Genomic DNA, 21,637 nt, shown 5'->3' on the forward strand with positions numbered 1-21,637 from the left:
GCGCGCCGACGACAGGTAGCGAGGGCGGCTTGATCGTCACCCTGACCATCGGCGGCGACGCCCTCGGGGTTCCTTAGCTGACCTCCAACATCAGCCGACCTCGATTGGGGCGTCTTCACGCGCGCCCCATTCGGCCCATGAACCGTCATAGAGCCGCGACGACCGGCCCAGTTCGGCCAGGCCGAGGCTGATGATGGCGGCGGTCACGCCGGAGCCGCAACTGGTGATGACGGGACGGTCCAGATCGACCCCGGCGTCGCGGAAGGCGGCTTCCAGCGCCGCGCCGCGTTTCAGGCTGCCGTCCGCGTTCAGGAGTTGGCCGAAGGGCAGGTTGAGCGCGCCCGGCATATGGCCAGAGCGTACGCCCGCGCGCGGTTCGGCGGCCTCGCCGCGAAACCGGGGCGCTCCTCGGGCGTCCACGACCTGAACCTCGCCGCCCAGCGCCTGCCGAACCTGTTCCAGATCGACAACGCGGTTAGCGTCCAAGGCGGGATGGAAAGGCGACGCCTTTCCGGGGGCGACGGCGCCCTGTTCCACAGGCCGTCCCTCTGCCCGCCATTTGGGCAGGCCGCCGTCCAGTACGCGCACCCGTTTCGCGCCCATGATCTGCAGCGTCCACCAGACCCGCGCCGCCGAAAACAGGCCCTGAGCGTCATAAACGACGATGTCGTCGCTCTCGGAAACGCCCAAGGCGCCGATGGCCTCGGCAAGGGCCGTCGGCGTAGGCAGCATGTGCGGATAGGGGCTTGCGTGGTTGGAGGTCTCCTCCAGATCGAAGAACACCGCCCCCGGCAGACGCTCAGTCTCGAAACTCGCGCGCGCGTCCCGGCCGTCCAACCACCAGCTGGCGTCGATGATCCGCAGGTCGGGAGCGCCGAGGCTATCCGCCAACGCTTGCGTGGAGATCAGGGGGCTGTTCGAGAGGCTAGACATGGCGGCAGGATAACACAGGCTGTCGACCTATGTGGTCAGGCGCTGAGTCGCCCTGTAGGTTGCGAAACTGAGGGTTCGACGCCACCTGTCGGACGCAAAGTTGCGGCACAGGCTCGCGACCTGATTGATTCAAACAGACGAAAGCGCCGCCGTGAACCGTCCCAACGCCGTCATCGAACTGTCCGCTGGCCTCAAGAAGCCCGTCGTGATCGGCGGCGGCCGCCGTATCGTCTTCATCGCCGGTCCCTGCCAGATGGAAAGCCGCCAGCACGCGCTGGAGACGGCGCATCGGCTGAAGGAAATCGGCGACCGGCTGAACGTCGGCATCATCTACAAGACCAGCTTCGACAAGGCGAACCGCACCAGCGCGACCGCAGCGCGCGGCATCGGCCTGAAGGACGCCCTGCCGATCTTCGCCGAGATCCGCGAAGTCACCGGCCTGCCGACCCTGACCGACGTTCATTCCGAGGCGCAGTGCGAAGGCGTGGCCGAGGCCGTCGATGTGCTGCAAATCCCGGCCTTCCTGTCGCGTCAGACCGACCTGCTGCTGGCCGCCGCCGCCACGGGTAAGGCGATCAACATCAAGAAGGGTCAGTTCCTGGCCCCGTGGGACATGAAGAACGTCATCGCCAAGGTGGTGAACGCTGGAAACCCCAACGTCATGGCCTGCGAGCGCGGCGCCAGCTTTGGCTACAACACCCTGGTCAGCGACATGCGGTCCCTGCCGATCATGCGCGAGATCGGCTGCCCCATTGTCTTCGACGCCACCCACAGCGTGCAGCAGCCCGGCGGGCAGGGCACGTCCTCGGGCGGTCAGCGCGAGTTTGTGCCGGTTCTGGCGCGCGCCGCCGTGGCCGTGGGCGTGGACGCCGTCTTCCTGGAAACGCACGAAGACCCCGACAACGCCCCGTCGGACGGTCCCAACATGGTGCCGCTGGACCAGTTCGAGGCCCTGGCCGCCGAACTGATCGCCTTCGACGACCTGGCTATCAAGGTTGGCGTCAAGGCGCCGATGGCGAACCTGGCCTGAATCCGGTAGTTCGGCGTCATGGCTGAACGATCACTGGATTTGGGCGCGCTGCAGGGTTTGCTGGCGCAGGTGCATGAGCTGAAGGTCGCCTGCGTGGGCGACCTGATGCTGGACCGCTATGTCTATGGCGAGGTCAGCCGGATTTCACCCGAGGCGCCGATCCCGGTTCTGCGCGCGCGCCGCACCGTGGCCATGCCCGGGGGCGTGGGCAATGTGGCGCGCAACGTCGCGGCGCTGGGCGGTCACGCGCGATTGGGCGCTGTGGCGGGACAGGATGCGGCGGGCGCAGAACTGACCGACCTGATCGCCGCCGAGGACCGGGTCGAAGACGCGCTGGTCCGCCCCGAGGGCGCGGCCACTATCGTCAAGACGCGCTTCGTCGCGGCCGGTCAGCAACTTTTGCGGCTGGACGATGAACAGCAGGCGACCAGCGCCTATGGCGACAAATCGGTTTTCATGGGCGCCAAGGCGATCCTGCTGTCGGACTACGCCAAGGGCGTGGTGGACGACGCCCTGATCGAGGCGGCGTTGTGGGCTGCGCGTGAATACGGTGCGCCGGTCATCGTGGACCCCAAGGGCCGTGACTTCGCCCGCTATGGCGCGGTCGATCTGATCAAGCCGAACGCCAGCGAACTGGCCGGCGCCACGGGCCTGCCGGTCGAGGCGGACGTCGAGGTCGAGGCGGCGCTGGCGGCCCTGCTGGCCTCCACCACGGCCAAGGCGGTCGTCGTCACCCGCGCCGGCAAGGGAATGACCCTGGCCCGACGCGGCGGGGACGTGGTGCATTTCCCCGGTCGCGCGCGCGAAGTCTTTGACGTCTCCGGCGCGGGCGACACCTCGCTGGCGGCGCTGGGTCTGGCCCTCGGCGCGGGCGCGTCGCTGGAAACCGCGGTGCAGTTCGCCATCCTGGCGTCGGGCGTCGTGGTCGGCAAGAGCGGCACGGCGGTCGTGTCGCCCGCCGAGCTGATCGAGGCCGAGATGAGCCAGCACGCGGCCCTGGCCCAGTCCAAGGTCACGCCGCTGGACGAACTGTCGGATCAGGTCGAGGCGTGGAAGCGTCAGGGCCTGAAGGTCGGCTTCACCAACGGCTGTTTCGATATCCTGCACCGCGGCCACGTGGCCTATCTGGCTCAGGCGCGCAACTGGTGCGACCGACTGGTGGTGGCGCTGAACACGGACGCCTCGGTGCGTCGTCTCAAGGGCGAGGGGCGGCCGGTCAATGATCTGGACAGCCGCGCCGTCGTCATCGGCGGTCTGGCCAGCGTGGACCGGGTGACGGCCTTCGATGATCCGACGCCGATGGCCCTGATCGAGCGGCTGCGGCCCGACGTCCTGATCAAGGGCGCGGACTACACCAAGGACAAGGTGGTCGGCGCGACCGAGGTCGAGAGCTGGGGCGGCGTCGTCCGTCTGGCCGATTTCGCCGATGGCTATTCCACCACCAAGACGATCGAGAAGATGACCGGAGACAAGGCATGACCCCGCGCATAATCGTGGTGACGGGCGGGGCTGGCTTCATCGGTTCCAACATTGTCGCTCGCCTGTGCGAGAGCGACGCCTGGGACGTGGTCGTCTGCGACCGGCTGGAGACTGCCGATCTCGCCAAGTGGAAGAACATCGCCAAGCACCCCATCGCCGATCTGTGGGCGCCGGAAGAGCTGTTCGAGCAACTGGAGCGCCACGCCGAGCGCATCGAGGCCGTGGTGCATATGGGCGCCATCTCCTCGACGACCGAGCCGGACGCGGACCTGATCCTGCGCACCAATTTCAGCCTGTCGCGCGACATCTGGGACTGGTGCGCCATTCGCGACGTGCGGATGATCTACGCCTCGTCGGCGGCGACCTACGGCGACGGCGAGACGGGGTTCGAGGATCGCGACGATCCTGAGAGCCTGAATGCGCTTCGCCCTCTAAACGCCTATGGTTATTCGAAATACCTGTTCGACCAGTATGCCGTGCGGCAAGCGGATCGCGGTCAGGCGCCGCGCCAGTGGGCAGGACTGAAATTCTTCAACGTCTATGGCCCGAACGAGGGCCATAAGGGCGGCATGAAGTCGGTCGTGGCCCAGATCTGGCCCAAGGTTCAGGCGGGCGAGACCGTCAGCCTGTTCCGCTCGCACAACCCCAACTATCCCGACGGGGGCCAACTGCGCGACTTCGTCTATGTCGATGATGTGGTGAACATCATCGACTGGCTGCTGCAGACGCCGGACGTGTCGGGCGTGTTCAACGCCGGTTCGGGCCAGGCGCGGTCCTTCGCCGATCTGGCGCGCGCGACCTTCGCGGCGGCGGGCAAAGAGGCGTCCATCGCCTACATCGACATGCCCGAGGCGATCCGCGATCGGTATCAGTATTTCACCGAGGCCAGCATGGACCGCATCCGCGCGGTCGGCTTCAACGGCCAGTCGACCCCGCTGGAAGAAGGCGTCCGTCGTTACGTTCAGGACTTCCTGTCCCAGCCGGATTCCTATCGATGAAAAAGCCCGGCCTGACCTTTCGCCAATGGGTCGGCTACACGGGCTTTGCGCTCGTCTTCATTCTGGTGGCTGCCGTCGTGGTCTGGCGCGGCGATATTCTAAAGGCCGCTCTGGATCCCCAGATTCCGTTCCAGACCTATGAGCCGCCCCCCGCGCCTGATTATCGTCAGCCCGCAGCCTGGGCCCTGCTGGACGCGCGGGCGCCCGGCGCCGAAAACGCCGCGATCTTCTTTCTTCATTCGACGACCTACGACGGCGGGGCCGGGTGGAACGGCCCGATCGGCGACCGCCAGGCTGACACCTATCTGAAACGGGTCGTCATCCCCAACTACGCCGGCCCCTTCGCGCGCGCCGGGGCCATCAGCGCGCCGCGCTATCGGCAGGCCAGCCTCTACACCCGCCTGACGATGCGCGAAGACGCGCGCGAAGCCCGGGCCTTCGCCTATGGCGACGTGGAGAAGGCCTTCGATCAATGGCTCATCGATCACCCTCGCGGGCCGATCATCCTGGCCGGCGTGGAGCAGGGGGCGGATCTGATCGCGCGTCTGGTGCATGAGCGCGTCGCCAGGGATGCTGGGCTGCGCCAACGGCTGGTCGCGGTCTATCTGATGGACGCCATCGTCAGTTTGGACCAGACCGCGCCGATCATCGCCTGTCATGCGCGGGACCAGACGGATTGCGTCGTCGGCTGGTCGCAGGTGGGCGAGGGCGATGAAGGCGCCGCCCGTCGGCGGCTTCGGCGCGCCCTGGTCTGGGATGATCGGGGGCGACTGGTCGAACTGGGGGATCGCCCGGCCCTGTGCGTAAATCCGGTGTCCGGCAGCGACGATGGCGCTGCGGTTCCCGCGCGTCGGCATCTGGGCGCGGCCAACGCCACGGGACTGGAGTGGGGGGTTCGCCCCGCCTTCCTCGACCGCCAGATCGCCACCCAATGCCGCGACGGCTTGCTGCGCCACACGGTGCTGAAGTCGGAATCCTTCCGCGAGTTCAGCGGCTGGGCCGACCGCCGCAAGGCGCGGCCCTATAACCTGTTCTACGCCGACATCGAGGCCGATGCGGTGGCGCGGTTGGCAACCTGGAACGCGAAGCCGGCCTCCTAGTCGACCCCCGGCCGGTCGTTGCGCCAGTCGAACAGGGATTCCAACACCCTAACGGCCTCACCGCGCGGACTGGTCAGGTCGGGATCGCGGCCCAGGATCAGGCGCGCGTCGTCGGACGCCGCCAACATCAACAAGCGATGCTTGATCGGATCGGCGAAGCGATAGGCGGGGAAGCCGCTCTGTTTCAGGCCCAGCGGGTCGCCGCCGCCGCGCAGGCGGAAGTCCTCCTCGGCGATCTCGAACCCGTCCTCGGTGCGGCGCAGGGTCTCTAGCCGCTCGCGGGCGGTCTCGCCGAGGGCGCCGTCTTGGCCGCCGTAGAGCAGGATGCAGGAACTGGACTTGGCCCCGCGCCCGACGCGGCCGCGCAACTGGTGGAGCTGGGCCAGGCCGAAGCGGTCGGCGTGTTCGATGACCATGATCGAGGCGTTGGGCACATCGACCCCGACTTCGACGACCGTGGTGGCGACCAGAAGCGGGATGCGGCCTTCGGCGAACTCGGCCATCACCGCCTCGCGTTCGGCCCCGGGCATCTGGCCGTGGGCAAGGCCGACCTCGACCTGAAGAATGCGGCGCAGGTCGTTGGCGCGCTCCTCGGCGGCGGCTAGATCGATGGCTTCGGACTCGGCCACGAGGGGGCATATCCAGTAGGCCTGCGCGCCGCTGTCGATCGCGGCCTTCAGCCGCTTGGCGACCTCGCCGATGCGGACCAGTGGCAGGACGGCGGTGGCGACGGGCGTGCGACCCGGCGGCTTTTCCATCAGGCGGCTGACTTCCAGTTCACCGTACTGGGTCAGTTCCAGCGTGCGCGGGATGGGCGTGGCCGACATGGTCAGCAGGTGGACCCCGCCGAAGCGCGGATCGCCCTTGGCCTGAAGCCGCTGACGCTCGTTGACGCCGAAACGGTGCTGTTCGTCGATGACAGCCAGGGCCAGCCGTTTGAACTGGACTGCGTCCTGGAACAGGGCGTGGGTGCCGATGGCGACCTGGGCTTCGCCCGAGGCCAGCGCCGCCAATCGCTGCCGCCGCTCGGCCTGGGTGTCGCGGCCGGTCAGCAGGACGGTCGAGACGCCGGCCGCTTCAAACATGGGGGCCAGCCGTTGATAATGCTGGCGGGCCAGGATTTCAGTCGGGGCCATCAGGGCGGACTGGAAGCCGCTGGAAGCCGCGTCGGCCAGGGCCAGGGCTGCAACCGCTGTCTTGCCTGAGCCCACGTCGCCTTGCAGCAGCCGGCCCATCTGCTCGCCCGAGGCCAGGTCGGTGCGGATTTCCTCGACGGCGCGGGTCTGGGCGCCGGTCAGGGTGAAGGGCAGGGCGGCCAGCATCCGCTGCGAGGCTTCGCCCGCCGTGATGCGCGCTCCGGGCGTGATCTGACGCGCCCGGCGGCGACGGGCCAGGGCCAACTGATGCGCGAACAACTCGTCATAGGCCAGCCGCTGACGTGCGGGGGCCTCGGGCGTCAGGTCCATTTCCGAGGTCGGGGCGTGCAGCGTCTCCAGCGCCGCACGCCAGCCGGGCCAGCGCCGCGCCGACAGCCAGGCGGCGTCCTGCCACTCGGCCAGTTCCGGCGCCGCCGCCAGCGCGCCCTGCGCCAGCTTCTTCACCACGCGCGAGGTCAGGCCTTGGGTCGCCGGATAGACGGGTTCGGACAGCGGAATCTCGTCCGCCTTGTCCAGCGGCAGGATGTAGTCGGGGTGCGCGACCTGCACCTCGTTGTTGAAGCGTTCGACCTTGCCGGTCACCAGGCGACGCTCCCCGCGTGGGGCCAGGCTTTCGATATGGCGGGGGGAACCAGCAAACCAGATCAGGTGGACGAAGCCGGTGTCGTCGGACGCCCGCATCTTCAGCGGCGCGCCGATCTTGTGCGGCGGGATCAGCCGGTCGATCAGGACGTCGAAGATGCCGATCTCGCCCTCGACGGCGGCGGCGGCGGTCGTGCGGCGGCGCTGGATGATCCCCGACGGCGACAGGAACAGCACGTCGCGCACCAGCGGACCCGCCAGCTTATGCACCAGAGGCGCGCTTCGAGGCCCCACGCCCTTCAGGGTGGAGACGTCAGCAAACAGGGGAAAGAGAATCTCGGGCCGCATTAGCCTCAGCATAGCTGGCGAAAACGGAACGGGAACGCTATCTGATCGAACTCTTCACATGAACGGACCGGGCAAGGAACCGCGTGGCCGAAATTGACGCACGTCCAGAGGACACTCTGAAGCACCAACGCCTGGGCCGGATTTCCTATCGCGCCTGGCGACGCGGCTTCCGCGAGGCCGACATGGTGCTGGGGCCGTTCACCGATCAGGTCGGGCCGACACTGAGCGACGAGGAGCTTGATGAACTGGAGTTCCTTCTGAACGAAGAGGACCAGTACCTCTACGCCTGGATCATCGAGAAGGAGCCGACGCCTCCCGAGTTTGACGGACCTATGCTGGCGCGCATCCGGGTCTTCATGCGTGAACATGTAGCGGCGGAAGTGGCCAAGGGTATCGGTTGATGAGTTCCAAGGCGATGGCACGGCGCGACGTCGAACTGGGCGGCGCGCCCGAGGGGCTGGACGCGCTGGTCGTCGCCGAACGGCTGAGGGCGCACGGCGGGGCGGGCTTGCTGGTGGCGCGCGACTATCAGCGGTCGGGCAATTTCACCCAGGCGCTTAGTTTCTTCGCCAAGGACATTGAAGTTCTTGAATATCCGGCCTGGGACTGCCTACCCTATGACCGGTTGAGCCCGACCGCGTCGGTCGCCGCGCAGCGCATGGCGACCCTGACCCGGCTGGCTCAGCGCGATCCCTCGGACGCCAAGCCGCTGCTGGTCGTCGCCACCATCGCCGCCGTGACCCAGCGCACGCCGCCGCGTCAGGCCGTCACCGGGGCCGGGTTCGAGGCCCGCGTCGGCCGCGATCTGGATACGGCGGCGCTGGAACGCTACGTCTCGGCCAACGGCTATATGCGCGCCTCGACGGTGTCGGAGCGCGGCGAATACGCCATTCGCGGCGGCGTCATTGACGTCTTTCCGCCCGGCTTTGACGAGCCTGTGCGTCTGGACCTGTTCGGGACCGAGCTGGAATCGATCCGCGCCTTTGATCCCGAGACCCAGCGCTCGACCAGGCAACTGAAGCAGGTCGCCCTGCTGCCCGTGTCCGAAATCCTGCTGGACGCCGAGTCGATCTCGCGGTTCCGCACCGGCTATCTGAACCTGTTCGGCGCGGCGGGCGACGAGCCCATGTACGCCGCCGTCAGCGAGGGCGCGCGTCGTCAGGGGCTGGAGCACTGGCTGCCCCTCTTTTACGACCGGCTGGACACCCTGTTCGACTTCCTGCCCGACAGCGCCCCGGTCTTCCTCGACAGCCAGGTCGAGCAGGCGCGCGCCGAACGCTGGAGCCTGACCACCGACGCCTATGAGGCGCGGCGCGAGGCGGCCAAGGGCAAGGGCGGTGCAGCCTATCGCGCGCCAGCGCCGCGCAGCCTCTACCTGGACGAAGGCGACTGGAACAGCGCCCTGGCCGGTCGCGCCGTGCGCCGCCTGTCGCCGCTGGCCGCCGATCCGGCCCTGGGCGGCGAGGACGCCGGCGGGCGTCTGGGCCACAGCTTCGCGGCCGAGCGCACCCAGGACAGCGTCAACCTGTTCGCGGCCGTGGCCAAACACGCCGAGACCCTGAAATCAGCGGGCAAGCAGGTTCTGTTCGCCTCGTGGAGCGAGGGCTCGTCCGAGCGTCTGGCGGCCATGCTGTCGGACCACGGGCTGGAACACGTCCTGCCAGTGCGCGACTGGGACGATGTCCTAGACGCGCCCAAGGACATCTATTTGCGGGCCGTTCTGCCGGTCGAACACGGCTTCGTCACCGACGACGTGGCGGTGATTTCCGAGACCGACATCCTGGGCGACCGTCTGGCGCGGCCGCGTCGCAAGCGTCGGGCCTCCAACTTCCTGGCTGAGGCCTCGGCTCTGACGGCGGGCGATCTGGTCGTCCACCTGGATCACGGCATCGGGCGCTATGAGGGCCTGAAGACGCTGGAGATCCAGGAGGCGCCGCACGACTGTCTGGAACTGCTCTACGCCGGCGACAGCAAGCTGTACTTGCCGGTTGAGAACATCGATCTGCTGACCCGCTACGGCACCGACGCCGACGGGGTGCAACTGGACCGTCTGGGCGGCGCGGGCTGGCAGGGCCGCAAGGCCAAGGCCAAGGAGCGTCTGCGCGCCATGGCCGAGGGGCTGATCGCCCTGGCCGCCAAGCGGGCGCTGCGCGTCTCCGACGCCATCGTGCCGCCGTCGGGCCTGTTCGACGAGTTCTGCGCCCGCTTCCCCTATGAGGAGACGGACGACCAGTTGAACGCCATCGGCGACGTACTGGAGGACCTGGGCAAGGGTACCCCGATGGATCGCCTGATCTGCGGCGACGTCGGTTTCGGCAAGACGGAAGTGGCCCTGCGCGCCGCCTTCGTCGTGGCCATGACGGGTCAGCAGGTGGCCATCGTCTGCCCGACGACCCTGCTGGCGCGCCAGCACTACAAGACCTTCAGCGAGCGCTTCGCCGGCTGGCCGATCACGGTGCGGCACCTGTCGCGCATGGTCACCGCCAAGGACGCCAACGAGACGCGCGCGGGCCTGAAAGACGGCACGTTCGAGATCGTCGTCGGCACCCACGCCGTGCTGGCCGAACAGGTCGGTTTCCGCGATCTGGGCCTGGTGATCGTCGACGAGGAGCAGCACTTCGGCGTCAAGCACAAGGAGAAGCTGAAGTCCCTGCGGGCCGATGTTCACCTGCTGACCCTGACCGCCACGCCCATTCCGCGCACCTTGCAGATGGCGCTGTCGGGCATCCGCGAGATGTCGATCATCGCCACGCCGCCAGTCGACCGCCTGGCGGTGCGGACCTATGTCACCCCATGGGACCCGGTGCTGGTGCGCGAGGCCCTGCTGCGCGAGAAATACCGGGGCGGTCAGGCCTTCTATGTCGCGCCGCGCCTGAAGGAACTGCCGGAAATCGAGAAGTTCCTGCGCGAGCAGGTGCCCGAGGTGAAGTTCGTCGTCGGCCACGGCCAGATGACCCCGACCCAGTTGGAAGACGTGATGAGCGCCTTCTACGACGGCAGCTATGACGTCCTGGTCTCGACCACCATCGTCGAGAGCGGCATCGACATTCCGACGGCCAACACCCTGATCGTCCACCGCGCGGATATGTTCGGTTTGGCGCAACTGCACCAGATCAGAGGCCGCATCGGCCGGTCCAAGGCGCGAGCCTTCGCCTATCTGACGACCGATCCCAAGCGGCCGCTGAGCCTGTCGGCGGAGAAGCGTCTGCAGGTGCTGCAGTCGCTGGACAATCTGGGCGCCGGCTTCCAACTGGCCAGTCACGATCTGGATCAGCGCGGCGGCGGCAACCTGCTGGGCGACGAGCAATCGGGCCATATCCGCGAGGTCGGGGTCGAGCTGTATCAGCAGATGCTGGAAGACGCCGTCGCCGAACTGCGCGAGCAGGGCGAAGGCGTGGCCGACCGGGGCTGGTCGCCGGCGATCAACGTCGGCGCTGCGGTCCTGATTCCAGAGGTCTACGTCCCAGATCTGAATGTCCGCCTCAGCCTCTATCGCCGTTTGTCCGACGCCGAACGCAGCGAGGACCGCGAAGCCCTGGCCGCCGAACTGATCGACCGGTTCGGCCCGTTGCCGGACGAGGCGCAGCAGCTTCTGCGGATCGTGGGCATCAAGGCGAATTGCCGCACGGCCTCGATCGAACGCATCGACATCGGGCCCAAGGGGGCGGTGCTGACCCTGCGCAACAACAGCTTCCCCAATCCAATGGGGCTGGTCGGCCTGATCCAGAAGAACCAGGCCTTCTGGAAGCTTCGGCCGGATCAGAAGATCGTGGTCAAGGGCGACTGGCCCACCCCCAGCGACCGCCTGAAGGTCGCCGAGCGGATCACGACCGACCTGGCGCGGGTGGTGGGGGCGGCCTAGTCATCTGTGACCGTCATCCCGGCCGAAGAGCCGGGACCGCCCTAGGCCGGGACCGCCCTGGGCGCGACGGTTTGGGTTGCAACGACCTGAGCGCCGCGTCTCTTGCGGTCCCGGATAGCGGCTGCGCCGCTTCCGGGATGACGCCGTAAATGCAAGCGAAACCTTCCTAGCCGCGCCCCTTCATCTGGCGGATCAGGGCGCCGAACAGGTTGACGTAGTCGTCGGTCCACGGCCGCACATCGGTCGGGGCCAGCTTGCGCCAGCGCCCGTCGCCCTTGAAGTCGGCCAGGCCTTCGGCGGTAGGCGAGAGGGCGAGGGCCTCGGTCGAGGCCTCGGCCATTTCCGGGGCGTTGGGCTGTTCGATGTAGATCTGATGCAGGTCCGCTGCGCCTAGCTGGCGGGCGGCGGCGACCGCCGGCATGGTGATCTCGAGGTTGCGGTTGGACAGGTGCAGCACCACCACGCCGTCAGGCTTGAGCAGGTGCAGATAGCCTTGGATGGCCTCGACCGTCAGCAGGTGGGTCGGCACGGCGTCCGACGAGAAGGCATCGATGACCAGCAGGTCGTAGGTGCCGGGCGCTTCCTTGGCCATGGTCAGCCGGGCGTCGCCCAGAACCGTGCGGATCGGGCCGTGGGCGCAGTTCGAGATATAGGTGAACCAGGACGGATCGCGCGACACACGGTTCACCATGGGGTCGATCTCGAAGAAGGTCAGTTCGTCCTCGGCCCGCTTATAGGCCGCCATGGCGCCCGAGCCCTGGCCCACAACGCCGATCTTTACCGCCGGGCTGCGCGCCTGAATACGCTGCGCCGCCTGGCCCAGAGGCGTGGCGGTCGCGTAATACATCGTCGGGCCACAGGCGAAGTCGGGCGCGCGAGCCTGGGCGCCGTGCAGGGTGGTGCCATGCATCAGCACATGGACGTCGCCGCCCATGCCCGGATCCTGGGTGATGGCGATCCGCATGACGCCGAAGAAGCTGCGCTCGCTCAGGCTCCAGTCATAGCCGCGGCCGACGTGGTGCGCCGACAGGGTGATGACGGCGATGATGATCGTGAACAGCACGGCGCGGTCCCGCACCAGGAAGGCGCATATGGCGGCGCCGCCCAGAATGAACTGCACCACCTGAAGCCGCGCCTGATCGCTGAGCAGCGCCCTGAAGTCGGGGTTGTAGCGCATGAACTCCAGGATTACCGGCGGAGCGATGGCGATGCCGACGCCCAGCAGGAGGATAATGATCTCGCGGCGCGACAGCGCGCCTTCGCCCCAGGGCCGCGCCAGGCCGACCAGCACCATGACTAGAGGATATTCCCACACCACGTTGAAAATCGTGGGGGCGATGAGGGCGTTGAATGCCCCGCCGACGACGCCGCCCAGCGACAGCAGCAGGTAGAACTCCGTCAGCCGGTCAGGCGCCGGCCGCCGCGCGGCCAGTCTCTGGTGGCACATCAGAGCGGTAATGAAGAAGGCGCCCAAGTGCGCCAGCAGCAGCATCACCCATTGGCCAGTGTTCATGCCGACCATGCTGACGACGATGACGCCCAGGGCCGCCTGTAGCACCAGGGTCGTGGACAGTCTGACCAAGGGTTTGGCCTGGAAGGCGATGACGAAGGTCAGCAGGTAGAGCGCCAGGGGCGCGACCCAGAGGAAGGGGGCTGAGGCCACGTCGGTCGACAGGTGGGCCGTGACGCCCAGCATCAGGCTGGACGGGGCGGCGGCCAGCAGGACCAGAACGCCTTTCTCGCGCCAGGGGATCAGCGCGCTGACGGCCAGGGGCGCCGGCTCGGGCGCATCCTGAATTCGCCGCCGCCAGACCAGGGCGGCCAGACCGACCACCAGCACGACGAACAGGCCGTAACCCCCGGTCCATCCCGTTCTCTGCCCTGACAGGGACATCAGCGGCTCGATCAGGGCGGGGTAGGCGAGCAGGGCCAGGAAACTGCCGAGGTTGGAGGCGGCATAGAGGACATAAGGGTTCTGGCCGTCGGCATGGCCGGCGCGCACCCTTGCGTACCAAGCTTGCAGCAGGGGCGCGGTGGCCGACAGGACGGCGAACGGCGCCCCGACCGACAAGGCCAGGGTCGCCAGCAGCCAGGCGGTGGGCGCGGAAGGGTTCGGCTCGCCCAGCAGACCGTTGATCTGCAGCGGCAGGAAGAGCGCCGCCGCCAGCAACAGGCTGAGATGTATCGCCGCCTGCCACTTCAGCGACCGAACCCGTTGCAGCAGGTGGGCGTAGCCGTAGCCGACCAGCAGCGCCGTCTGGAAGAAGACCATCGAGGTGTTCCACACCGACGGCGATCCCCCCAGCATGGGCAGGACCAGCTTGGTCACCATGGGCTGGACGACAAAAACCAGCGACGCCGACGTGAAGATGGCGACGGCGAACAATGCGGGTGTTATCGCATCGGCCTTGCGAAAGGCCGTGGTCATGGTGGAATCGGTCATTCGCGATCCGCTGGCTTCGGCGTGGTCGTCTGACCCGCCCCCTGTTCAGCAGGTTTAGACCGACTCGCAGACGGAGCGCATAGCCATGTTCCCGCAAGATATTGAGGCCTCGGCCGCCGCCGTGATCCAGGCGGCGATCAAGGCAAACGTCATGGTCGCCACGGCGGAGAGTTGCACCGGCGGCCTGGTGTCAGGCGTGCTGACAGCGGTGGCGGGGTCGTCCGCGGTGCTGGACCGGAGCTTCGTCACCTACAGCAATGAGGCCAAGGGCGAGATGCTGGGCGTCTCGGACGACCTGCTGGCGCAGTTTGGCGCGGTGTCGGAGCCCGTGGCGCGGGCGATGGCTTTGGGTGCAGTCGAACGGTCGCGCGCCTCGGCGACGGTTTCCATCACCGGCGTCGCCGGGCCTGGAGGCGGTTCAGCGGACAAACCCGTCGGCTTGGTGCATTTCGCCGCCGTCGGCCCGCGCGGCGGCGTGGTTCATGTCGAGCGCCGCTTCGGCGACATCGGGCGCGAGGGGGTTCGGCTGGAAAGCGTCCGCGTGGCGCTGGGTCTGCTGCTGGATGCGGTGACGGCGTGAGCGAGCCGATTCTGGTCGACGCGCGGGGCCACCGCTGCCCGGTGCCCAGTTTGCGGCTGCGCAAGGCGATGGAGGGGCTGGCGCCAGGCGTCCGGCTGATCCTGCTGGCGACCGACCCCATGGCCCGGATCGACGTGCCCTATCTGATGACCGATTTGAGCGGGACCGTGTGCGGGGTGGAGGAACAGGACGGCGTCCTGCGCATCACTGTCGAGACTGGCGCCGCTCCGACAGGTTGACGACCGAGCCCCTGGTTTCGATTTCCGGCTCTTCCGGCTTCCAGGCGATCTCCAGTTCGGTGGCGAAGGCGCCGCCGTAGAAGATGGCGTTGACGTTCCACGACAGCCAGATCAGCAGCACCACCACCGCGCCGACCGAGCCGTAGGTGGCGCCGAGTTGGGCGATCTGTTCGACATAGATGGCGCACAACCATGAGAAGAAGCTGGACATGACCGTGGCGATCAGTCCGCCCATGACCGCAGCCTTCCACGCCACGCGCGTCGCATGGGACATGGCGTAGCGGTAGAGCATGGTCAGGCCTAGCCATAGGCCCAGGGCTGGCCACAGGCCGTCGAGCGGCTGAACCAGCCAGGCCACAGGGTCCTGGGCGTGGGCGTGCTCCATCAGCCGCGAAGTCACGACCGCGCCCGACACGATGGTGAACAGGACGAAGGCGGCGAGGGCGACGAGGAAGGCCAGCATGTTGAATTTGAAGAAGCCGTGCGGCTCGGTTTCGTCGTGGATCAGGTTAAGACCCGCCAGCAAGGCTTTGAACCCACGGTGCGCGGCATAGGCGCCGATCAGCAACGCAAGCGCGCTCTGGGCCGAAACCGTGCGCGCGGAGGCGTTCGCCAGCCGGTCAATCTCGTTTAGGAAGATGGCGCGCGCGGCGTGCGGCACGACATCCGCCAGTGCTGCGGCCTGTTCGCTGACCTGTCCGATGGACAGGACGACCTTGTAGAAACCGATAAGGATGGCGATGGCCGGAAACACCGCCAGCAGGGCGAAGAAGGACACGCCCCCGGTGTAAAGCATGACGTCGCGCCCCCAGCTTCGGGCGAAGGCGCGGACTGCCAACCTTCCCCAGAGCAGGGGTTGGGCTATCAAACGAATAGGAGGGTTCAAGCCTGACCTCGGGCAGTCGTCAAAGCGACCGATTAACCTCATTTGGCTTGCGACGAAACCCTTAGGGGCGCGGGACGGATTTTGCTGATCCGTCCATTGCTACACAGGGGGGCGGCTCGGTATCATCCGATGGCTTGAGGTGTCGGCGTCGGGGGCGAGCCGCTCAGGCTCATGGAGAGAACTGTTTGGATTCCGATCCGCGTTTACTGGTCGTCGCCGCTGATGACGCCCTGATCGGCCCCCTGTGCGAGGGACTGGACCAACTGGGCTGGCCCACGGTGACGGCGCGCACGCTGGACGCCGCAATCCTCACGCTGCACGACCTTTCGCTGGATGCAGCCATCGTCGATGCTCGGGCGGAAGCCGAGGGATTTGTCGCCCGATTGCGCCAGGCCGCGGCGCCTCGCTATCTGCCGATCCTGGCGATCGGCGCACCGGGACCTGCTGATCGTGAGGGCGTCGACCTGACGATGTCATCGCCGCCGCATCCGGCGCAGGCCGCCTTGCGGCTGGATCAACTGACACGCGCCGGGATCGCCGAAGAGGAGTTCGCACTGCGCCAGGCGACCTTCGCCGCGCATGGCGTGACGCTGAACGCGCCCGAGGTCGGCGAGACTCCGCTGCAGATTTTGACCGCGGGGGCGGCCGACCGTCGTTTCCTCGCCATGTCCAATGCGCTGTCGGAAGCGGGCGCCGAAGTCGTGGCTGCGCCGACGCCCTATACCGCCTTCGATTATCTGCATGAGCGCGCCTTTGACGCCGCCGTGCTTTGGGGCGGGCAGGGTCATGCACCAGCGCTGTCCATCGCCTCGGGCATGAAGCGGAACACGCGCCTCTATCATATCCCGCTGACACTCTATTTGCGGGGCTCGGCCGACGTTGAATTGGCCGAGCTCTTCAGCCGGGGCTTCGCCGACGTGGCGGCGGCCGACACCCCCGAGGATGAAACTGCGGAGCGGGTCCTGGCCTTGGCTCGTAACCACCGCCGTCGTCAGGCTATCCGTCGCGCGCTTGATTCGGTGCGCGGTTCCGACCTGATGGACGCGGCGACGGGCCTGTTCACGCGCGACCTGTTCGCCGCCCATCTGGCGCGGGTGGCGGAGGGCGCGCGCCTGCGTGACCGGGCGCTGTCGGTCTGTGTCCTGCGGGTGGCGGAGCACGAACCGGTCGTTCAGGCGCGGAGCGGCGGCTGGCTGGATCGCGCCATGCCGCAGATCGGCGCCATGGTGTCGCGGTTGGTGCGGGTCGAGGATACTGCGGCGCGCCTAGGGCCGGAGATATTCGCCCTGGTCCTGCCCGCGACGGCGGAATCGGAGGCGAGGAGGGCTGCTGAACGTATCGCGGCGGTGATCGCCTGCACCGCTTTCGACGCCGGTCAGGACCGCTCGCCCTTCGTGGTCGAGTTCGACGTCGGCGTGGCCGAGATGCAGGACGGCGAAACGCCCGCCGCGGTTCTGGAACGAGCGTCGGCCGATCTGGCGAACGCCTAGGCGGGCAGTTCCACCAGGGCGACGGCCTGAGCCGCCAGGCCTTCGCCGCGACCGGTGAAGCCCAGGCCCTCGGTCGTCGTCGCCTTGACGCTGACCGCGTCGAGCGGAAGGCTCAGCAGGTCGGCGAGACGCTCGCGCATGGCCTGGCGATGCGGCTTCACCTTGGGCTGCTCGCAGATCAGGGTCACATCGACGTTGACGATCCGGCCTCCGCGCGCGGCCACGCGTTCGGCCGCATAGACCAGGAAACGGTCGGACGAGGCCCCCTTCCACTGCGGATCGCTGGGCGGGAAGTGGTCGCCGATATCGCCGTCGGCGAGGGCTCCCAGGATGGCGTCGGTCAGGGCGTGAAGGCCCGCGTCCGCGTCGGAATGACCGATCAGGGTCTGATCGTGCGGAATCTCGACGCCGCACAGCCAGACCGAGGTTCCCGGTCCCCAGCGATGCACGTCATAGCCTTGGCCGATGCGAATGGTCTTGGGAGACAGGGCCTCGGCCATGGCGAAATCCTCGGGATAGGTGAGCTTCATCAGGCGGGCCTCGCCTTCGACCAGACGCACGCGTCCGCCGGCGCGTTCGAGCACGGCGGCTTCGTCCGTGGGGGCGTCAGGGGCGGTCCAGGCGGCGTAGGCGCCGCGGATCGTCCTGAGGCGGAAGGCTTGCGGCGTCTGGGCGCGCCACAGGCCGTCGCGCTCGACCCCGCCGACAACCAGACCGTCCAGCCCGCGACGCAAGCTGTCGGCCACGGGCAGGGCGGGCAGGGCGCCGTCGGCGTCTTTCAGCGCCTCCAGCAGGCGGTCGATCACGGCCGGGCTCAGGAAGGGCCGAGCGGCGTCGTGGATCAAAACCGGCGAATCGTCGGCGCAGTCGAGCGCTGCGAGGCCGGCGCGCACCGAGGCGGCCCGCGTGGCGCCGCCCGCGACCGCGCGCCAGCCTGTCAGACCGGCCAGGGCCTCTTCGGCGCGCGGCTCGGCGCCGGGCGCGACCACGACAACGACCGAATCGGCCCCCGCCGCAAGCAACGCTTCGACGGACCAGCGGACCATCGGCCGGCCGCCGACAGCCCGCCACTGCTTGTCTCCACCGGCCCTGGACCCTGAACCGGCGGCCACCACGATTGCTGAGAATGCCATGTCGGCCTTCTAAGCGCCCCAGTTGCGCTTGACGAGAGGCTCAACAGTCGGCGGTAAGGGCGGCATGAGCGCAGGATTGCAAATCGGAGACGTGCGGATCGCCGGGCGGGTGCTGATGGCCCCGATGACCGGGATCACCGACCTGCCGTTTCGGCTGCTCGCCTCGAAGCTGGGCGCGGCCTATGTGGCGACCGAGATGGTGGCTTCGGCCGAACTGGCGCGCGGGCGGCCTGACGTGGTGCGCCGGGCGGCGGTCGGGGGCGGTCTGCCGCTAACCGTGATCCAGTTGGTCGGGCGTGATCCCGAGATCATGGCCGAGGGCGCGCGCATGGCCGAGGCGGCGGGCGCGGACATCATCGATCTGAATTTCGGCTGTCCGGCCAAGGAAGTAACCGGCTCGGCCTGCGGCTCGGCGCTAATGCGGACGCCAGATCTAGCCTGTCGTCTGATGGAGGCGGCAGTCAAGGCCGTAAGCCGCCCGGTGACGGTCAAGATGCGCCTGGGCTGGGACGACGACAACCGCAACGCCGCCGAACTGGCGCGTCGCGCCGAGGGCTTGGGCGTCCAGGCCGTTACGGTTCACGGTCGCACCCGCAAACAGTTCTACACCGGCCAGGCGGACTGGAGCGCGGTGGGCGAGGTCAAGGCGGCGGTGTCCAGCATCCCAGTCATCGTCAACGGCGACATCATCACGGCGGAACAGGCGCGCGAGGCTCTGGCCCAATCCGGCGCGGACGCCCTCATGCTGGGGCGCGGCGTCTATGGCCGCCCCTGGCTGGCGGCGCATCTGGAGCGGGCGCTGGCCGATGGAACCCGGCTGCAGGAGCCGGGCCGGGAAGAACGGCTGGCCATCGTCATCGAGCATTTGCGCGGCTCGGTTGCCTTCTATGGCCTGCCCTTGGGGCTGAAGATGTTCCGCAAACATCTGGGCTGGTATGTTGAACAGGCGCCATGGCCGGAAGACCCGGCCGAGCGGCGCGTCGCCAAGGCGCGGCTCTGCCGATTGGAGACCCCGAACGAGGTCGAACAGGCGCTTTCCGCGCTTTGGTCGCGTCCGGTGGATCAATTCAGCAACTCTGGTGTTGAAAACCTGCCACAGCTGGTCGAAGCTGCGCGGTGATGACGGACTCCCCCGCTGCGCAGGTTGAAGGTCACGGCTCCGAGCGATCGCTCTGGGGGCGCCTTTCCGGCAGCCGGGTGAGGGCCTTGTTCGGCACGGCCTACGCCATCGCCTTCCTGATCACGGCGGCAGCGATCTGGCTGGTGGCGATCGCGCCCGGCGCGACGGCGGGCGGCGATGCGCGCACGGCGGCCAGTCGTGCGGTCCTGTATATCCTTCTCGCCAATCTGATCCTGATCGGCGGCCTGGCGGCGGTGATCGGCGGACGGGTGCTGCGCTTGATGCGGAATCGCGACAATCCCGGCGCGCGGCTTCATCTGCGGTTCGTGACCCTGTTCTCGCTGGTGGCCGTGGTGCCGGCGGTGTTGATCGCCCTGGTGTTCGGCGTGCTGGTCAACCGGGGCGTGGATCAGTGGTTCAGCACCAACGTCCGCTCGGCGGTCGAGAACGGCGCCGAGATCGGCCGGGCCTATGTCGCCGACATCGGCGCCGGGCTCGAGAGGGACCTGGAGACCATGAGCACCGAACTGGGCGGCGTACGCAGCCTGTTCGACAATCGCATCCAGTTTTCGCGCGCCCTGGCTCAGATCGGCGAGTTCTTCGGCTATCCGGCGCTCTACATCCTGGACAGCGACGGCGAGGTGCTGGCCAGCGGCGAACAGCCGGGCGCGCCGCCCTATGTCGCCCCTCCGCGCGAGGCGTTCGAGACGGTGGCGGCGGGCGAAGTCGCACCGACGACCGTGACCGAGAACCCCGACATGGTGCGGGCCCTCTATCCGCTGCCCGACTATGGCCACGCCTATCTCTATGTCGTGCGGCCGCTGGCGCCGGGTCTGATCCAGAGGATGCGCAACGGCGAGGAGTCCATCGCCGCCTATCGCTCCGCCGAGGAAAGCCGGGCGCGCATCCAGGCGGCCTTCGCCCTCAGCTACCTTGAAACGGCCTTGCTCGTGCTGGTCGGCGCGGTCTGGCTGGCCATGTCGGCGGCCAGTTCGATCTCTGCGCCTATCGGGCGGCTGGTGAAGGCGGCGGATCAGGTGGCGGGGGGGGACCTGAGCGCGCGGGTCGACAATGCCGGAGCGCCGGCCGAACTGGTCGTCCTGTCCGAGGCCTTTAACCGGATGACCGGGGACATCATGACCCAACAGGCGGCGCTGAAGACCGCCAGCGACGACGCCCAGGGCCGCAGCCGATTCATCGAAACGGTGCTGTCCGGCGTCAGCGCGGGGGTGATCGGCCTGGATCGGCGGGGGCGCATCTCGGCCATCAACGACAGCGCCAGCCAGCTTCTGGCGATCAGCGAAACCGATGTTCAGGGGCGTCTGCTGGCCGAAGTCGCGCCCGAACTGAGCGAACTGTCCGAACGGGCGGAAGCCCACATCGAGGAAGACATAGACGTCAGCCGTCATGGCGAGACGCGGCGTCTGCGGGTCCGCATCGAGGGCGGGCAGGGCGGTGAGATGGTTCTGACCTTCGACGACATCACCCGGCTGGTCACGGCCCAGCGCAACGCCGCCTGGCGCGACGTGGCGCGCCGCATCGCCCATGAGATCAAGAACCCCCTGACGCCGATCCAGCTGTCGGCCGAGCGGCTGCGGCGCAAGTACCGCTCTCAAGTCGGCGACGACGTCGAGGTGTTCGATCGTTGCACCGAGACTATCATTCGCCAGGTGGGCGACATCGGCCGGATGGTGGACGAGTTCTCGTCCTTCGCCCGCATGCCGGCGCCGCGCTTCACCCGCGAGAATCCAGCCGAGATGCTGCGCGAGGCGGTCTTCGCCCAGCGCGTCGCGGCGGCCGACATCGGCATCGACCTGGTCGAGCCGTTACCTGACGTGGTCCTGCAGTGCGATGGCCGAATGGTCGGGCAGGCGCTGGCCAACATCCTGAAGAACGCCGGCGAAGCCGTGGCCGCACGCCGCGCCGACGGCTCGGTTCCGTCGGGAACCACGGGCATCATCTCTCGCCTGGCGGTCGAGGGCGGGATCGCCACCTTCGTCATCGAGGACGACGGCATCGGCCTGCCCGCCAAGAATCGCGACCGGCTGACAGAACCCTATGTCACGACGCGCGAGAAGGGGACGGGCCTGGGCCTGGCCATCGTCAAGCGTATCTGTGAAGACCATGGCGGAGAGCTGAAGCTGGCCGACGCCGAGACATTATCAGGCGCTCGCGTGTGCCTGATCTTCCCCCTGACCCAAGACAGCAAGGTCGCTCACCGTGCCCCCGGCGCGGCGCGAGCGGCGGAGTAGAGAGG

General features: G+C 67.9%; 16 protein-coding genes. 11 read left to right on the forward strand and 5 right to left on the reverse strand.

Annotated features, from left to right (window positions below; genetic code table 11):
* Positions 1–90: 90 nt before the first annotated feature.
* The gene (sseA, locus tag AB4Y68_RS01255) at positions 91–933 is read right to left on the reverse strand and encodes a 3-mercaptopyruvate sulfurtransferase (protein WP_441453338.1); all 843 of its coding nucleotides are present in this window, start codon (positions 931–933) and stop codon (positions 91–93) included.
* Between the two features lie 127 nt (positions 934–1,060).
* On the opposite strand from sseA, the gene kdsA reads away from it, so the two are divergent.
* From kdsA to AB4Y68_RS01275, 4 genes are read left to right on the forward strand one after another with little or no spacing between them, the layout of a single operon-like run.
* Positions 1,061–1,963 (forward strand): 3-deoxy-8-phosphooctulonate synthase, encoded by a 903-nt coding sequence (gene kdsA / locus AB4Y68_RS01260; protein WP_441453802.1) that lies wholly within the window; start codon positions 1,061–1,063, stop codon positions 1,961–1,963.
* Positions 1,964–1,981: 18 nt separating this feature from the next.
* Positions 1,982–3,442: a D-glycero-beta-D-manno-heptose 1-phosphate adenylyltransferase gene (gene rfaE2, locus AB4Y68_RS01265; RefSeq protein WP_441453340.1), complete on the forward strand. Its 1,461-nt coding sequence runs from the start codon at positions 1,982–1,984 to the stop codon at positions 3,440–3,442.
* Positions 3,439–4,440 carry an ADP-glyceromanno-heptose 6-epimerase gene (gene rfaD / locus AB4Y68_RS01270; RefSeq protein ID WP_441453342.1) on the forward strand — a complete coding sequence of 334 codons (1,002 nt, stop codon included), beginning with the start codon at positions 3,439–3,441 and terminating at the stop codon, positions 4,438–4,440. The genes rfaE2 and rfaD overlap by 4 nt, the downstream gene beginning before the upstream one ends.
* Complete coding sequence (locus AB4Y68_RS01275; RefSeq protein WP_441453344.1) at positions 4,437–5,540, forward strand: DUF3089 domain-containing protein; 1,104 nt, start codon at positions 4,437–4,439, stop codon at positions 5,538–5,540. Before rfaD ends, AB4Y68_RS01275 begins: the two co-directional genes overlap by 4 nt.
* On the opposite strand, the gene recG is transcribed toward AB4Y68_RS01275, so the two are convergent.
* On the reverse strand, positions 5,537–7,627 hold the full coding sequence (gene recG / locus AB4Y68_RS01280) for an ATP-dependent DNA helicase RecG (RefSeq protein ID WP_441453345.1): 2,091 nt from the start codon (positions 7,625–7,627) through the stop codon (positions 5,537–5,539). The genes AB4Y68_RS01275 and recG overlap by 4 nt on opposite strands.
* A gap of 83 nt (positions 7,628–7,710) precedes the next feature.
* Here recG and AB4Y68_RS01285 point away from each other — a divergent pair, with 83 nt between their 5' ends.
* On the forward strand, positions 7,711–8,028 hold the full coding sequence (locus AB4Y68_RS01285; protein WP_441453347.1) for an FAD assembly factor SdhE: 318 nt from the start codon (positions 7,711–7,713) through the stop codon (positions 8,026–8,028).
* Complete coding sequence (gene mfd / locus AB4Y68_RS01290; RefSeq protein WP_441453349.1) at positions 8,028–11,489, forward strand: transcription-repair coupling factor; 3,462 nt, start codon at positions 8,028–8,030, stop codon at positions 11,487–11,489. Before AB4Y68_RS01285 ends, mfd begins: the two co-directional genes overlap by 1 nt.
* Positions 11,490–11,655: 166 nt before the next feature.
* Here the strand turns inward: mfd and AB4Y68_RS01295 are convergent, their stop codons facing one another.
* The gene (locus AB4Y68_RS01295) at positions 11,656–13,932 is read right to left on the reverse strand and encodes a fused MFS/spermidine synthase (RefSeq protein ID WP_441453351.1); all 2,277 of its coding nucleotides are present in this window, start codon (positions 13,930–13,932) and stop codon (positions 11,656–11,658) included.
* 85 nt (positions 13,933–14,017) lie between these two features.
* On the opposite strand from AB4Y68_RS01295, the gene AB4Y68_RS01300 reads away from it, so the two are divergent.
* The gene (locus AB4Y68_RS01300) at positions 14,018–14,512 is read left to right on the forward strand and encodes a CinA family protein (RefSeq protein WP_441453353.1); all 495 of its coding nucleotides are present in this window, start codon (positions 14,018–14,020) and stop codon (positions 14,510–14,512) included.
* Entirely contained in the window at positions 14,509–14,751 is a 243-nt protein-coding gene (locus AB4Y68_RS01305; protein ID WP_441453355.1) for a sulfurtransferase TusA family protein, read from the forward strand. Before AB4Y68_RS01300 ends, AB4Y68_RS01305 begins: the two co-directional genes overlap by 4 nt.
* Here the strand turns inward: AB4Y68_RS01305 and AB4Y68_RS01310 are convergent.
* The gene (locus AB4Y68_RS01310) at positions 14,717–15,547 is read right to left on the reverse strand and encodes a YihY/virulence factor BrkB family protein (RefSeq protein WP_441453356.1); all 831 of its coding nucleotides are present in this window, start codon (positions 15,545–15,547) and stop codon (positions 14,717–14,719) included. The genes AB4Y68_RS01305 and AB4Y68_RS01310 overlap by 35 nt on opposite strands.
* A gap of 275 nt (positions 15,548–15,822) precedes the next feature.
* Between AB4Y68_RS01310 and AB4Y68_RS01315 the strand changes: the two genes are divergently transcribed.
* The gene (locus AB4Y68_RS01315) at positions 15,823–17,127 is read left to right on the forward strand and encodes a diguanylate cyclase domain-containing protein (protein WP_441453358.1); all 1,305 of its coding nucleotides are present in this window, start codon (positions 15,823–15,825) and stop codon (positions 17,125–17,127) included.
* Here AB4Y68_RS01315 and AB4Y68_RS01320 read toward each other — a convergent pair.
* Entirely contained in the window at positions 17,124–18,260 is a 1,137-nt protein-coding gene (locus AB4Y68_RS01320) for a bifunctional 2-C-methyl-D-erythritol 4-phosphate cytidylyltransferase/2-C-methyl-D-erythritol 2,4-cyclodiphosphate synthase (RefSeq protein WP_441453360.1), read from the reverse strand. The two genes, AB4Y68_RS01315 and AB4Y68_RS01320, sit on opposite strands and share 4 nt — an antisense overlap.
* 64 nt (positions 18,261–18,324) lie before the next feature.
* On the opposite strand from AB4Y68_RS01320, the gene dusB reads away from it, so the two are divergent.
* Together dusB and AB4Y68_RS01330 are read left to right on the forward strand one after the other, a co-directional pair.
* Complete coding sequence (dusB, locus tag AB4Y68_RS01325; RefSeq protein WP_441453361.1) at positions 18,325–19,380, forward strand: tRNA dihydrouridine synthase DusB; 1,056 nt, start codon at positions 18,325–18,327, stop codon at positions 19,378–19,380.
* On the forward strand, positions 19,380–21,632 hold the full coding sequence (locus AB4Y68_RS01330; protein WP_441453363.1) for an ATP-binding protein: 2,253 nt from the start codon (positions 19,380–19,382) through the stop codon (positions 21,630–21,632). The genes dusB and AB4Y68_RS01330 overlap by 1 nt, the downstream gene beginning before the upstream one ends.
* Positions 21,633–21,637 lie beyond the last annotated feature (5 nt).

Origin of the sequence: Brevundimonas sp. 2YAF1 (assembly GCF_052114745.1) — a bacterium.
GTDB lineage: Bacteria > Pseudomonadota > Alphaproteobacteria > Caulobacterales > Caulobacteraceae > Brevundimonas.